The following is a 14,483-nucleotide window of genomic DNA, read 5'->3' on the forward strand; positions in this document are numbered from 1 at the left end:
GTGGATATCGATCAAAAAAATGCGGAGAAGAACCCTCCGCGCCATAAACGCGCACAAGCCCAAAAAGTTCATGTGATTGCGTGCGGGGCAATCGCGCGCGAAATACTAGCGGTCACCAGAATAAACGGGCTCGATCACATCGACCTTCACTGTCTTCCCGCAATCTATCATTCCTATCCGCAGAAGATCGCACCAGCCCTGGAAGAGGCTATCGCCGATGCCCGCGCGCGCGGCTTCGAGAAGATCTTTATCGGTTATGCCGATTGCGGCACCGGCGGCGATGTCGACAGGATCTGCCAGCGTGAGGGGATAGAGCGTCTGTCCGGCCCGCATTGCTATTCCTTCTTTACAGGCAATGAGGCCTTCGCCGCGCGTGACGATGATATCACGTCGTTTTTCCTGACCGACTTCCTGGCTCGCCAGTTCGAATCCTTCGTCATCGTTCCATTGGGTCTGGATCGCCATCCGGAGCTGCGCGACATGTATTTCGGCAACTACCGCAAGGTCGTCTATCTCTCCCAGGAAGAAGATCCGGCGCTGCAGGCAAAGGCAAGGGACGCCGCCGCCTTTCTCGGCCTGGAATACGAATATCGCTATACCGGCTACGGCGATCTCGCCCGCGAATTATTGACCGTCTGACTGCGACATCTACGTCGGTTTTCGATCTTCCTCTTCTTTGCCGAGACCGGCATGCTGGACGAGTCAAAGACATTCAATCACAGTTCGAACCCGTCCGTTTCAAAAGATAATAAGCTTTGGGGATGCTTGCAGGCGAGGTTTCGATATCGCGTCGCTTTTCGGCATGTGCCGCGTCGTGGCGAGCGCAGTCCCGAGGTCTGCCGGCGTGCATTCTGGCGTGAAGAGGAGATTTGTGCATGGCAGATCGCATTGTCGTTTATTGGCGGGACATTCCGGCCCAGGTCATCATCAAGAAGGGCAGGCAGACGGCAAAACGCGAGCTTTCGCTGCGCTTTACCGAAGCGATCGACATGTGCGCCATGCGCACCGGCGCGGCCGAAACCGACGACTATCTGGCTGAATGGCGCAAGGCGGATCCCGTACCGGTCTCCGACGATCTCGAGGCCGAAGCAGACAAGGCAGCCGGCGAGCTCGAGGCTGCCTATGATCGCGAGCGGCTGGTGGCGCTGGTGAAGGCCGGAGGCCGCGACAATGGCTGATGCCGTCCAGAAGCCTGGCAATGCCGCCGCGGGCGCAAAGGCGGCCAGCGGCGCCTACACGCCGGCCGGCGTCTCCCCTAACCGCCGCGCCCGACGCAAATATACGGTCCGTCTCTGGGCCGTGCGTCATTCGCGTTTCCTCGAATGGTTCTATCGTCGTTTCGCCGACACCTTCCTGCTGCTTCATCCGCTGTGGAAAGCGTTCGGCTATGAGCGCGTGGAGCGACCGATCACCTTCATCGAACGCAATGTGAAGGGCTTCCTGTTCGATTGCCGCATGTGCGGCCAATGCGCGCTGTCGTCGACAGGCATGTCCTGCCCGATGAACTGTCCCAAGCAGCTGCGCAATGGTCCCTGCGGCGGTGTGCGCGCCAACGGCAATTGCGAGGTGGAGCCCGATATGCCCTGTGTCTGGGTGCAGGCCTGGAACGGCTCGAGGAATATGACCCACGGGGACGCGATCCTCAACGTGCAGAAGCCCGTCAATCAGTCGCTGCGCGAGACGTCCTCATGGCTTCGCGTCACGGCGGAAGCGGCAGCAGCCCGCGAAGCGGCGAAAAAGGAAGCCTGAGCGATGTCGCATATCGATGAAAATCCGCTTGGCGTCCATCTGCCGCTCGATCCCCTGCCCGGTCATTCTTCGCGGGGGCGGCTGGAGCGCGTGCTCCGCCGCGGCGAGTTCGCCGTCACCGCCGAGCTGAACCCGCCCGATAGCGCCAATGCTGAAGACGTCTATGAACGCGCCGCCATCTTCGAAGGCTGGGTCGACGGCATCAACGCCGTCGATGCCTCCGGCGCCAACTGCCACATGTCCTCGGTCGGCATCTGCGCGCTGCTGACGCGGATGGGATATGCGCCGATCATGCAGATCGCCTGCCGCGACAAGAACCGCATCGCTATCCAGGGCGACGTGCTGGGTGCGGCTGCCATGGGTGTTTGCAACATCATGTGCCTGACCGGTGACGGCGTGCAAGCTGGCGACCAGCCGGGCGCCAAGCCTGTCTTCGATCTCGATTGCATGTCGCTGCTCGAAACTGTCCGCATTATGCGCGACAACGCCAAATTCCTCTCCGGCCGCAAGCTGACGTCGCCGCCGAAGGTTTTTCTCGGCGCCGCCATCAATCCCTTCGCGCCGCCTTACGACTTCCGCCCCTATCGGCTGGCAAAGAAGATCGAGGCCGGCGCGCAGTTCGTCCAGAGTCAATATTGCTACGATGTACCGATGTTCCGCGAATACATGAAGAAGGTGCGCGACCTCGGCCTTCACGAGAAATGCTTCATCCTTGTCGGCGTCGGCCCGCTCGCATCGGCAAAGACAGCCCGCTGGATGCGTTCCAACGTACCGGGCGTTCATATCCCCGATGAGGTCATCAAGCGCATCGAGGACGCGCAGGATCAGAAGAAGGAAGGCAAGCAGCTCTGCATCGACATCATCAACGAGGTGAAGGAGATCGAGGGCGTTTCCGGCATCCATGTCATGGCCTACCGCCAGGAAGAATATGTCGCCGAAATGGTGCATGATTCCGGCGTGCTGAAGGGCCGCCAGCCTTGGAAGCGCGAAGCAAGCCGCACGGATGCTCTCGTCGCCGAGCGCTTGCACCAGATCAGCGAAGGCAGGGAAGAAAACCAGCAGGCGATGGCGGAGATCGCCGCCCACCATACGCCGCCGCAGGCACATTGAATTCGAGACGATAGCAGCGGGCTAGGAGAGAAACCGGCCGGCTTGTAACCCAGATCACCGCACGATAGACCAGCTATCGGGCCAACTGACCAGAGGATCAGACATGACGCGTACCATCGTTGCCTCCGCCACCCGCGAGATCATCATAGGCTTCGACCAGCCCTTCTGCGTGATCGGCGAACGCATCAACCCGACGGGGCGCAAGAAGCTCGCCGCCGAGATGATCGAAGGCAATTTCGACACCGTCATCAAGGATGCGCTGGAACAGGTCGCCGCCGGTGCGACCATGCTCGACGTCAACGCAGGCGTCACTTCGGTCAACCCGAACGAGACCGAGCCGGGCCTCCTGGTGCAGACCTTGGAGATCGTGCAGGGTCTGGTCGACGTACCGCTTTCGATCGACAGCTCGGTGACGGCGGCGATCGAAGCCGCACTCAAGGTTGCCAAGGGCCGGCCTCTGGTCAATTCGGTGACCGGCGAAGAGGAAAAGCTCGAAGCCATCCTGCCGCTGGTCAAGAAATACGACGTGCCCGTCGTCGCCATCTCGAACGACGAGACCGGCATTTCCATGGATCCGGACGTGCGCTTCGCCGTCGCCAAGAAGATCGTCGAGCGTGCCATGGACCACGGCATCAAGCCGCATGATATCGTCGTCGACCCGCTCGTCATGCCGATTGGCGCCCTTGGCGATGCTGGCCGTCAGGTTTTCGCGCTGCTGCACCGGCTGCGCAACGAACTGAAGGTCAACACGACCTGCGGCCTTTCCAATATCTCCTTCGGTCTGCCGCATCGCCATGGCATCAATGCCGGCTTCATTCCGATGGTCATCGGCGCAGGCATGACCTCGGCCATCATGAACCCCTGCCGCCCGCAGGAAATGGAGGCGGTGCGCGCCGCCAACGTGCTGAACGGCACGGATGCCAATTGCACCAACTGGATCATGACCTATCGCGACTACAAGCCGGCCGAAGGCGGCGTCGCAGCCGCCGCAGCAACGGCTGCCCCTGCCGCCGGCGGCGGACGTCGCGGTGGCCGTGCTGCGCGCGCCGGTGCGGGAGCAGCGAGGGAATAAGATGGCATCCCGTCGCGACCTCTCCAACGATCTTGCTACGCTCTGGCTGCAGGCGCCTGTCGTGATCGCCATACGGCTGCAGCAGATGTGGATGGACGCGCTGGCAGGCAGCGTAAACGCGGCCGAAATGAACCGGATGATCTCGGAGAAGATGATGGCGGCGGCGGAAAGCGCCGCTGCCGTAAACGCAGCAATGGTGCAACAGGGTTTCGCCGCTCTGACGGTCGCAGGCGCGACAAGCCAGCGCAGCATCGCCGATGCGGTCGCTCACGCCGCGATAAAACCCTATAGCAGGCGTGTTCGCTCGAACGTGCGCCGCCTTAGCAAATAGAAAGGCTGATCCGTGGCCGAAGCCAGCGACAGCGCCAAACCTCTTGTTCTTTTCATGCCCTCCGGCAAGCGCGGCCACTTCCCCGTGGGAACGCCCGTGCTGGAAGCAGCGCGCCAGCTCGGCGTCTATGTCGAAAGCGTCTGTGGCGGCCGGGCCACCTGCGGGCGCTGCCAGGTCTCCGTGCAGGAAGGCAATTTCGCCAAGCACAAGATCGTCTCGTCCAATGACCACCTTTCGCCGATCGGCCCGAAGGAAAAGCGCTATGCCGAGGTGCGCGAACTGCCCGAAGGGCGCCGGCTTTCCTGTTCCGCTTTGATCCAGGGCGATCTGGTCATCGACGTGCCGCAGGATACCGTCATCAACGCGCAGGTCGTGCGCAAGGCGGCCGACGAACGCGTCATCGCCCGCGATCCGGCCGTGCATATGTGCTACGTCGAGGTCGAGGAACCCGACATGCACAAGCCGCTTGGCGATCTCGATCGCCTGAAGGCGGCAATTGCAGCGGATTGGAAATACGACAATCTCGAAGTGGATTTTCACCTCATCCCGCAGGTGCAGTCGATCCTGCGCAAGGGCGAATGGAAGGTGACGGCCGCCATTCATCGCGATCAGGACAGCGAACGCCCTCGCCTGATAGCGCTCTATCCCGGCTTGAAGAACGAAGCCTACGGCATTGCCTGTGATATCGGCTCGACGACGATCGCCATGCATCTGTCGTCGCTGCTATCGGGCAGAACCGTCGCTTCGGCCGGCGCCTCCAACCCGCAGATCCGCTTCGGCGAGGATCTGATGAGCCGCGTTTCCTACGTCATGATGAACCCGGATGGCCGCGAGGCGATGACCAATGCCGTTCGCGAAGCCTTGAACGGCTTGATCGACAAGGTCTGCGCCGATGGCGGCGTGTCGCGCCAGGATATTCTGAATGCCGTCTTCGTCGGCAACCCGATCATGCATCACCTTTTCCTCGGCGTCGATCCGACGGAGCTCGGCGGCGCCCCCTTCGCGCTAGCCGTATCCGGGGCCGTGCATCTGAAATCGGCCGAGATCGGCCTGCCGATGAATGCCGGCACGCGCATCTACATGCTGCCCTGCATCGCCGGCCATGTCGGCGCCGATGCGGCTGCCGCGACACTTGCCGAAGGCCCGCATCGCCAAGAAGAGATGATGTTGCTGGTCGATATCGGTACGAATGCCGAAATCGTGCTCGGCAATCGCCATCGCGTCGTCGCCGCCTCCTCGCCGACCGGCCCGGCCTTCGAGGGTGCCGAGATTTCCAGCGGCCAACGAGCCGCTCCCGGCGCGATCGAACGCGTGCGCATCGATCCCGTCACGCTGGAGCCGCGCTATCGCGTCATTGGCATCGAGCCGTGGTCGGATGAGCCCGGTTTCGAAGAGGCCGCCGCCAAGGTCGGCGTGACCGGCATCTGCGGTTCCGCGATCATTGAGGTCGTCGCCGAAATGTTCCTGACCGGCATCATCTCGGAGGACGGTGTGGTCGACGGTTCGATGGCTGCCCGCTCGCCACGCATCCTGCAGAACGGCCGCACCTATTCCTATCTGCTGCGCGACGGCGAACCACGCATCACAGTCACCCAGAACGATATCCGCGCCATCCAGCTCGCCAAGGCCGCGCTTTACGCCGGCGTCAAGCTGCTGATGGACAAGCAGGGCATCGATCACGTCGACCGCATCGGCCTTGCCGGCGCCTTCGGCACCTTCATCGATCCGAAATATGCGATGGTGCTCGGGCTCATTCCCGACTGCGAACTCGACAAGGTCAAAGCAGTCGGCAATGCCGCCGGCACTGGCGCGCGCATGGCGCTGCTCAATCGCGGCCATCGCCGCGAGATCGAGGAAACTGTCAGGAAAATCGAGAAGATAGAGACAGCGCTTGAATCAAAATTTCAGGAGCACTTTGTCTACGCCATGGCGCTGCCGAACAAAGTTGACCGCTTCCCGGAACTGTCCAAGGTCGTGACCCTGCCGGAGCGCAAGCAGATCTCAGACGATGGCGGAGAGGGCGGCGCCCGCAGGCGTCGCCGCAGCCGCGAGTAAGAAAACAATTTGTCCAGGAGATGGTTGGCCGCGGTTCACGCGGCCATCTTGCGTCCGATCTCGACGAAGGCCTGGCGAATGCTGTCTGCCACCGCCTTCATCGGCCCGGTCATCTGCGAGGCCGTCAACAGACGGATATCGAACGAAGTGAGCTCCGGTAGGCCCTCGTTCGGCCCGAGGATTTCCATATCATCCGTGATGTAGGAGCGCGGGAATGGCGCGACGGCAAGATCGGAGACGATTGCGGCGCGCTGCGCCATCGTATGGGCACTGAGATAGGAAACGCGATAGGCGCGCTTCTGCCGCTCCAGCTGCGCCATGGCTTCGGACCGCCAGATGCAGCCTTCCTCCCAGATGGAAATCGGCAGCGGATCGCGGCGATAGGCGGTGCCGCACTTCGCGCCGGCCCAGACGAGACGCTCCGTATAGATAACCTCTCCTTCGGTCGGGAAAGGCCGCGTGGCGCAATTGATCAGTGCGAGGTCCAGCCGCTGCTCCTCGATGCGCTTCTTCAGCTGCATGCTCATATCGACAACGACATCGACCATGATGCCCGGATAAGTCTCGGAAAAGCTCTTGAGGATGGTCGGCAGCAAGCGCTCGCCAATATCGTCAGGCGCGCCAAGCCGCACCACGCCGCTGAGCTCGGGCATGATGAAGCGCGAAACCGCCTCGTTGGAGAGAGCGAGAATATTGCGCGCATAGGAAAGCAGCATCTCCCCATGCTGCGTCAGGCTCACAGACCGAGCATCACGCAGGAATAGCGTAACACCAAGCTGCTCTTCCAGCTTTTTGATCTGCATCGAAACAGCTGACGGCGTGCGAAAGACAGCATCGGCCGCAGTCGAAAAATTCCCCGTTTCGGCAATCGCCACGAAGGTGCGCAGAACTTCATTGTCAAGCAACGGTATGGGCCGGCGGAACGGTACGGTCATATCGATTACCTTTCAATTTTTCTGATCCTAAACACCATATCATTTCATTTGTCTGAATGTCAACGAAGCACCATATTAGCCTTAACGGAAATTCATCGCAGACAGCCTCGAAGGAGCAAAATCATGGCTGGCACGGTATCAAACGAAGCTTCACGGCTTTTCGCTCTTCTACGCCTCCGCAAAATCCAGCGCAGGGCGCAGCATACGCTGAACGAGATTGCCGCCCGCTTTCCCGCTCATCTGATCGATGACGTCAATGCGCGCGGCCTCCCGCCGGATCGCACCTTGGCAGCGCTTGAGCGCAAACCCGGCAAGCTGCGTTTCGTTCAAGAATGCTAATGGCAGCTATAAGATCTATTCGTTTGATTGATGGATCTGCCGAGCCCATATTAAACCCGTGACATTTTGAGCGGTTGACACTGAAAGGACCCTGAAAATGACGACTATCAGTTATAGACAGACCGGCGCGCGGAACCCGTTTTCGTCCGGCACCAACTATATGCCCTTCTTTTCTCGCCTCGCTAATCGTTGGCAGCAGTGGCGCTCCCTTCGCGAGCTCGAATCCCTGTCCGATGACATGCGCAAGGACTTGGGCTGGCCGGCCGCAAATGAAATCAAGAAGCCGAAAGCCGCCCAATGAGAATGAAAGAGCATAAAAACTGAAGGCGACGCTCAACCCGAACGAGCGTCGCCTTTTGAACATTTGCGCATCCAGATGCGAACCGCACTTTAATCTTGAGAATTACCCGCAAATATATTTTGCCGCTTGAGCATATCGCTCGGCTCCGCTTCGCTTCCCCCCTGCAGCCCCCTATTTTTCATGGTAGACGCAAATATCCCTTTGCGGCCGCGATTATCCATGCCAATGTCGCTTATAGACCATCGGGCCGACGTATTTGACGCAAGGAATACGTAACGGCCCTGGAGCATGGATTTTCACGACATGAGCAAGACCCCGATCAAGACGCGTTCCCTGGTTTTCTTCCTTGTTCCGCATTTCACCATGCTGCCGTTTTCCGCCGCGATCGAGACGCTGCGGATTGCCAATCGCATGCTGGGCTATCCCGCTTACACATGGCGGCTTGCCTCGACGGACGGGCAGAAAGTCTATTCCTCCAGCGGCATCGGGCTGGAGGTCAATTCCTCCCTTACCGACGAGCGTCGCTATCTTGGCGGAGAGAACCGCCCGAACATGGTGCTGGTCTGTTCCGGCATCTATGTCGAGGAATTCCACAACAAGTCGGTCAATGCCTGGCTGCGCGAGACGTACAATCGCGGCGTCGCCGTCGGCAGCCTCTGTACGGGCGCCCATGTGCTTGCCCAGGCCGGCCTTTTGAACGGCAAGCGCTGCGCGATCCACTGGGAGAACCTTCCGGGCTTTTCGGAAACTTTCCCGCAGGCGGAAGTCTATGCAGATCTCTACGAGGTCGACAGCAATCTCTACACCTGCGCCGGCGGCACCGCCTCGCTCGACATGATGCTGAACCTGATCGGTCAGGATTTCGGCGAAAACCTCGTCAATCGCGTTTGCGAGCAGCAGCTGACCGATCGCGTGCGCAGTCCGCACGACCGCCAGCGCCTGCCGCTGCGCGCGCGTCTCGGCGTGCAGAACTCGAAGGTGCTGTCGATCATCGAGCTGATGGAAAGCAACCTCGCCGAGCCGCTGTCGCTTCTGGAAATCGCCGACGATGCCGGCTTGTCGCGCCGGCAGATCGAACGCCTGTTCCGCCAGGAAATGGGCCGCTCTCCAGCCCGTTACTATCTTGAAATTCGCCTGGATCGCGCCCGGCATCTGCTGGTGCAGTCCTCCATGCCAGTCGTCGAAGTGGCGGTCGCGTGCGGCTTCGTCTCCGCCTCGCACTTCTCCAAGTGTTATCGCGAACTCTATAATCGCTCGCCACAGCAGGAGCGCGCGGAGCGCAAGCTGACCATGTCGACCAACCGCACCGGTATTGTCGTCTGAAGACGGTGGAACTCAAAACAAGCGGATCAGGCAGGCGGCTTACTGGGCCGCCTCTTGGGCCATTTTGAAATCGGAATAGACCTGATTTCGACCGTTGTGCTTCGCCATGTAGAGAAACTGGTCGGCAGCATTGAGATAGTTGTCGAAGGACTCGTAGCCGGCAATCTCCGCTACGCCGATGGAAACAGTCACCGAAAGCTCTTCGTCGTCGGCATGAACCTTCAGGCTGGCAAGGCTGAGGCGGACCTCATCGCATAGCGCGGTCGCCGCCCGCGAATTCATTTCCGCAAACAGAATGGCAAACTCCTCTCCCCCAAGACGGGAGAGCAGATTGTCGGTGCCTTCCAGTAACCCGTGAAGCCTCGCGGCAACGGCCTTCAGCACCTGATCGCCGATCTCGTGACCATAGGTGTCGTTCAGATTCTTGAAGTGATCAATGTCGAGAATGGCGACCGAGCTTGGCCGCTGACGACGCAGGCATTCATTGACCAGACGCGGGCCATGATCATAGAAATAGCGTCTGTTGTAGAGCCCGGTCAGATAGTCGCTCGCCGCTGCCGCTCGCAATTGCTTCAGCTGCGACAGTGTCTCGACATTCAACGCGATACGGCATTGCAGCTCCTCCTGAACGAAGGGGCGGTAGATGAAATCGCTGGCGCCCGCCTTCAGGAATGTCGCAGACAGCAAACGATCGTTCGAAGACGAAATGCCGATGATCCGCATCCGATCCGAGCCATAGCGGTGGCGGATGCGGCGAGTCAGTTCATGGCCGTTCATGTCGGGCATATTGTAGTCGGTGACGACGATTTCGATGTCGTCGAATGTCTCAAGCATCGCCAGGGCTTCGACACCCGTGCCGGCTTCAGCGACCTTGAATTGCTGAGCGTGCAACAAATCCGTCAGCATTTTCCGTGCCGAAGGCACATCGTCGACAACCATAACGCGGACAGACCGATTGGCGATGGCGCGCCGGACGGAGGAAACGAGATTGTCGAGGGCGAACTCGCCATCCTTGAGCACATAATCGACGACATTGCGCTCCATGATGCGATTGCGCGTCGCCATGTCGAAAGACGCCGTGAAGACGATGGTGGGAATGTCATGGGCAACGGCAACATCCAGGGCTTCTCCATGGGCAGCGTCCGGAAGGTTCAGGTCGATCACCGCCATCGTGAAGCTGCGGTCCGCCTCTGCCAGCACCTTGTTCAACACTTTCAATGAAGAGCAATGGGTGACAGCAAGACCGAGCTCGGTTTCGAACCGATGCGACAGCACCGCGGAAAACATGCGCGAATCCTCAACCAGAAGTATTCTCTGGCTGCCATCGCGGTGACCGATGCCGCCGCCAATGTTTCCCGCATGCAGTACCATTTCCCGTCAATTCCTCCCACACCGTCAGGGTGTATGAATAGTCAGTCAATTGCAGGTCTGCCAAACCGTCTTGCACGTATCCTGAACAGGATTCGTGAAAAAATTGGAACCGCTGATTGCGGAGATTTACATAAAAGTGATTTTTCCTCACTTTCCTGGGATTATTTCAGCCGATTTTATCCAGCCTGTATCTCCCCGGCGGGCGGCTGAGCCGACCGAATCTGCAACAGCGTGTCGAGATTTTGATTCACGCGGCAGTAGAATTCCTCATCGATGAATGGACGCAGGATGAAATCATTGCCGCCCGCTTTGAGGAAGCGAGCGGAAAGCAGCCGGTTATTGGATGAGGAGACGCCGATAATGCGCAGCTCATGGGAACCTGTCGTCGCACGGATGCGCCGTGTCAGCTCGAATCCGTCCATGTCGGGCATATTGTAGTCCGTGACCATAAGGCCGATATCCCGGCTGGCCTTCAGGATTTCGAGTGCTTTTGCACCATTCTCCGCAACGCTGACGCGGAAATTATAGCGTTTCAGCCGGCTGGACAGCAAAGCGCGCGCAGTTGCGCTGTCGTCAACGATGAGAACATGGTGACGGTGGTTTGTCAGAAAGCGGCAGATCGATTCCGCCAGCATGTCTACTGCGAAGACATTGTCCTTGAGAATATAATCCACAACATCCTTGGCGATCAGCTCGTCGCGCGTGCCTTCGAGAAAAGTACCCGTGAAGGCGATCGTCGGAATGCTGAGGTCGAGAAGATAGGCCAGGGCTTCGCCCTTCTCGGCTCCTGGGAGATTCATATTGGAGATCGCCAACTTGATCGGCTCCGACGACTTGTCATAGGCAAGCTGAAGCTCTTCGAAAGAGCGACAAATCTCGACGTCGATATCCAGAAGCTCCTTCAGCTTGCCCCTGACCATCGATGTAAAGAGATTGGAGTCCTCGACGAGAAGAATGCGCGAGCCGGCAAGAGACGCGCCGGAGTATTGCATCCCCGAAACACCCAGAAATGGCATAATGAAAACCTATTTTTGAAAATTGATCCCCTCTGTATTGTTTTAAAACAAAGCTTTTGCGTATTTGTTAAGTCGACTGGTTTCCCGGAAATGAACAAAACTATGCTGGTCGGCCAGCGCCTTTTTAGGCGCAGACCTCACTGAATACCCGTTGCCCATGTGGGGAATCGGACTGAAAGCTTGCAGTCGGAGCGCACAGGCGACGGCTTGCCTGCGTGCAACCTACTCTGCGGCTGTCCGTCCACGACGCCGGCTCGCCCCCTTTGCCTCGGGCGCTTTATCTTCGCCGAACGAAGCGGAGCCTTCCTGAATGTTATCCTCGGCTTCGGGCCCGTCGGCAGAATCTGTCAGTGCGTCCGCCGCGACATCCAGCTGCCTGTCTCGCCTGCCGTCGCGAACGATATGCAGCTCCTGATGCGGATAGGGGATTGAAATTCCTTCTTCCTTGAAGCGCTTCAGGATTTCGATGCGCAAATTGTTGCGGATCTCCATGCCGTCGGAGAGATCGGAAAGATAGAAACGCATCTCGAAATCGAGCGATGACGGACCGAAACGCAGGAACTCCACATGCGGTTCGGGATTTCTGAGAACCTTCGGGATCGCGCGCACCAGTTCCAGTAGAATATCCATGACCTTGCGCGGATCGGCATCATAGCTGACGGATACCGGAATTTCCGAGCGGCCGAGCCTGTTGCGATGCGTCCAGTTGCCGAGGGACGCGTTGATGAGCTCGGAATTCGGCACGATGATCGACTGCTTGCGGAAGGTCTCAATCTCGGTCGCGCGCACCGAGATGCGCTTGACGATACCTTCCGATGTTCCCGAAACGATCCAGTCGCCGACCTTGAACGGCCGCTCGACCAGCAGGATCAGGCCCGATACGAAATTCGACACGATATTCTGCAGGCCGAAACCGATACCGACCGAGAGGGCACTGGCGACGAGCGCCAAGCTGGACAAATCGATGCCGGCAGCGGAAATGGCAAAGATCGCCGCCAAGGCTATGCCGAGATAGCCGATACCGGTCCTCACGGAGTTGCGGACGCCGAGATCCACCTGCCCGCGCGCCATGACATTGCTGTCGAGCCAGCGCTGGAACCAGCGCGTGACCAGATAGCCACCCGCAAACAGCAGGATGCCGACGAAAATGCCGAGCAGCGAGATCGACATGTTGCCGATCTTGATCTCGGTGAAGAGCCTGTAGGCAAAAACTTCCAGATCCTGAATATGGAAGCCCCAGGAGAGCAGGATCAGCGGAATGCCGGTCAGCAGCGCGACGGCGTAAGTCGCAAGCCCAGCTGCAAGACCGGCCTGATCGAGCGCCACTTCGCTCAGCTTCAGGCGATTTTCCAGAAAGCGTCCGATGATGGTTTCGGCAAAAACGCCCTGCTTGGACACGGCCTTGCCGAGCTGGAAGCCGAGATACATGGTCGCGATGACAGCGCTCGTCACGATCATCTGCGTTGCCATGAAGCGGGCCAGCCCGACATAGCCGATGAACGAGGTGAAGATCACCAATATGCCGAGAACGCGAAGAATGATGGCCATGCCATGCGGCCAATGGCGGCCTGGCGCATCCGGATCGCCGTTTTTGGCAAGCATCGGCGAGCCGAAGGATGCCGCAATCAGAATGAGGCCGATCAGCAGTGCCGCCAGAAAGCTCTTGGCCACGGTAACGACGACCGGCGATCCCATGGACTCGCTGATGCGGTCGAAGACGTAATCCAGCCCGTTGACCACAGCCATCGCCTGCAGGCACCAGGTCAGCGAATGTGCCCCCTTGTTCGACAGCTTGACCAGCCGCCAATGCGGCCGGAAGGGCGCGAAGACAGCATTGCTCAGGCGACCGACAAAATAGACGAGGCCAATGAAACCGAAGACCGCAGCCAGTATCGGCGCGATGTCAGGCCGCAGCACATTGAAATTCGAGAGGAAGAAGAAAGACGTAACGAGAAAGGCGGCCAGCGACAGCGTACGGATCAGGGTCGACCAGAAGGCAACGGAGAGACGGCTGATATAGGGCGGATTCTCGACGGCCTCGTCCTGCACGTAGTAGCGGCGGAATAGCCGATAACCACCGAAAAGAAAGATCAGAGCAGCGCCGAGCGACAGGCAGACAGCGGCCAGGAATGAAGCAAGCTTTGCCTTGAGCACGAAGCCGATCCAGCTCGTCACGGCGGTACTGAACTTGACGCCCTCGTCGACCAGAGCCGCCCCTGCATCGTCGAATGTCGCCGTGGAAATCTCCGTCCGCTTGAATAGCGTCTCGGCAAACAGCCTTCGGCGCATCTCCATGAACTGCATCGCAAGCCGATTGGTCTCCACGGTCAGATTATCGGCATCGAGGATCACGGCGCTGATCTGAGAGCGTTCGGCATTGAGACGGTCGCGCTCCTGCGTGACGATCGGAGCCTCAGGCGGCTGGCCTTCCTTGGGCGCAGCACCGAGTTGGGTCAGGCGCGCATCGATTTCGGCGGTACGGGGTTTCAGACGTGCGGAAATAGCAGCTGTGGTGAGGTTGAGCTCGTCGACCTGGCCGGACAGCGCTACGAGCGTTTCGTCATCCGATGTTGCCTGTTTTGCCGCGTCCAGAAGCGAGGCATAAGTCTTCTTCGCTTTGCCAAGATCGGTGACAGCTGCGTCCAGCAGCCCATTGGCGAGCTGCCCGGGCTGTTGGTCCGTTTGCTGCGACGCTTGGGCCGGCTGCTGATCCTGCGCAAGGGCAGCCCCCGCCAGCGGGATGATGGCGGTAAAAACGCTGAATCCCAGCAACAAAAGGGATAATGGAAAAAGACGAGATTTCAGCGGGCGCAAGCAGAGCTCCTCGTTGCACATGAAGTCGCAGGCGGTGGATGACCGAAATCGCCGCAAAATGGAGAGC

14 protein-coding genes are annotated in these 14,483 nt (G+C 59.3%); 10 read left to right on the top strand and 4 right to left on the bottom strand.

The genetic code is table 11. The features are described from left to right. From I8E17_RS09195 to I8E17_RS09225, 7 genes are all read left to right on the top strand, one after another. A complete protein-coding gene (locus I8E17_RS09195) occupies positions 1-639 on the top strand; it encodes a DUF1638 domain-containing protein (protein ID WP_069613168.1) in 639 nt (212 codons plus the stop codon). 236 nt (positions 640-875) lie between these two features. Beyond that, the gene (locus tag I8E17_RS09200; RefSeq protein ID WP_069613169.1) at positions 876-1,178 is read left to right on the top strand and encodes a virulence factor; all 303 of its coding nucleotides are present in this window, start codon (positions 876-878) and stop codon (positions 1,176-1,178) included. Then, the gene (locus tag I8E17_RS09205) at positions 1,171-1,749 is read left to right on the top strand and encodes a methylenetetrahydrofolate reductase C-terminal domain-containing protein (protein ID WP_069613170.1); all 579 of its coding nucleotides are present in this window, start codon (positions 1,171-1,173) and stop codon (positions 1,747-1,749) included. The genes I8E17_RS09200 and I8E17_RS09205 overlap by 8 nt, the downstream gene beginning before the upstream one ends. A gap of 3 nt (positions 1,750-1,752) precedes the next feature. Further along, entirely contained in the window at positions 1,753-2,859 is a 1,107-nt protein-coding gene (locus I8E17_RS09210; protein ID WP_113366599.1) for a methylenetetrahydrofolate reductase, read from the top strand. A 103-nt stretch (positions 2,860-2,962) separates the two neighbouring features. Continuing rightward, positions 2,963-3,931, top strand: coding sequence for a methyltetrahydrofolate cobalamin methyltransferase (locus tag I8E17_RS09215; RefSeq protein ID WP_015340226.1), 969 nt, complete (start codon positions 2,963-2,965; stop codon positions 3,929-3,931). Between the two features lies 1 nt (position 3,932). Further along, positions 3,933-4,262, top strand: a complete 330-nt coding sequence (locus I8E17_RS09220) for a hypothetical protein (protein ID WP_069613172.1) — start codon at positions 3,933-3,935, stop codon at positions 4,260-4,262. Positions 4,263-4,316: 54 nt separating this feature from the next. After that, on the top strand, positions 4,317-6,317 hold the full coding sequence (locus I8E17_RS09225; protein ID WP_069613214.1) for an ASKHA domain-containing protein: 2,001 nt from the start codon (positions 4,317-4,319) through the stop codon (positions 6,315-6,317). A 35-nt stretch (positions 6,318-6,352) separates the two neighbouring features. On the opposite strand, the gene I8E17_RS09230 is transcribed toward I8E17_RS09225, so the two are convergent. Beyond that, a complete protein-coding gene (locus I8E17_RS09230) occupies positions 6,353-7,252 on the bottom strand; it encodes a LysR family transcriptional regulator (RefSeq protein WP_069613173.1) in 900 nt (299 codons plus the stop codon). 123 nt (positions 7,253-7,375) lie between these two features. Here I8E17_RS09230 and I8E17_RS09235 point away from each other — a divergent pair, with 123 nt between their 5' ends. The 3 genes from I8E17_RS09235 to I8E17_RS09245 all read left to right on the top strand — a co-directional run bounded on the left by I8E17_RS09235 (position 7,376) and on the right by I8E17_RS09245 (position 9,215). Then, positions 7,376-7,591, top strand: coding sequence for a hypothetical protein (locus tag I8E17_RS09235; RefSeq protein ID WP_229002097.1), 216 nt, complete (start codon positions 7,376-7,378; stop codon positions 7,589-7,591). A 97-nt stretch (positions 7,592-7,688) separates the two neighbouring features. Next, complete coding sequence (locus tag I8E17_RS09240; protein ID WP_069613174.1) at positions 7,689-7,892, top strand: DUF1127 domain-containing protein; 204 nt, start codon at positions 7,689-7,691, stop codon at positions 7,890-7,892. Positions 7,893-8,180: 288 nt separating this feature from the next. Then, complete coding sequence (locus I8E17_RS09245) at positions 8,181-9,215, top strand: GlxA family transcriptional regulator (RefSeq protein WP_015340232.1); 1,035 nt, start codon at positions 8,181-8,183, stop codon at positions 9,213-9,215. 39 nt (positions 9,216-9,254) lie between these two features. Here the strand turns inward: I8E17_RS09245 and I8E17_RS09250 are convergent, their stop codons facing one another. The 3 genes from I8E17_RS09250 to I8E17_RS09260 form a co-directional block, all read right to left on the bottom strand. After that, positions 9,255-10,586, bottom strand: coding sequence for a diguanylate cyclase (locus I8E17_RS09250; protein WP_069613176.1), 1,332 nt, complete (start codon positions 10,584-10,586; stop codon positions 9,255-9,257). A 176-nt stretch (positions 10,587-10,762) separates the two neighbouring features. After that, positions 10,763-11,602, bottom strand: a complete 840-nt coding sequence (locus I8E17_RS09255) for a response regulator (protein WP_069613177.1) — start codon at positions 11,600-11,602, stop codon at positions 10,763-10,765. A gap of 222 nt (positions 11,603-11,824) precedes the next feature. Then, positions 11,825-14,416 (bottom strand): mechanosensitive ion channel family protein, encoded by a 2,592-nt coding sequence (locus I8E17_RS09260; protein WP_069613215.1) that lies wholly within the window; start codon positions 14,414-14,416, stop codon positions 11,825-11,827. Between the last annotated feature and the right edge of the window lie 67 nt (positions 14,417-14,483).

The sequence above is a fragment of the Rhizobium sp. AB2/73 genome (assembly GCF_020871915.1).
Lineage (GTDB): Bacteria > Pseudomonadota > Alphaproteobacteria > Rhizobiales > Rhizobiaceae > Rhizobium > Rhizobium dioscoreae.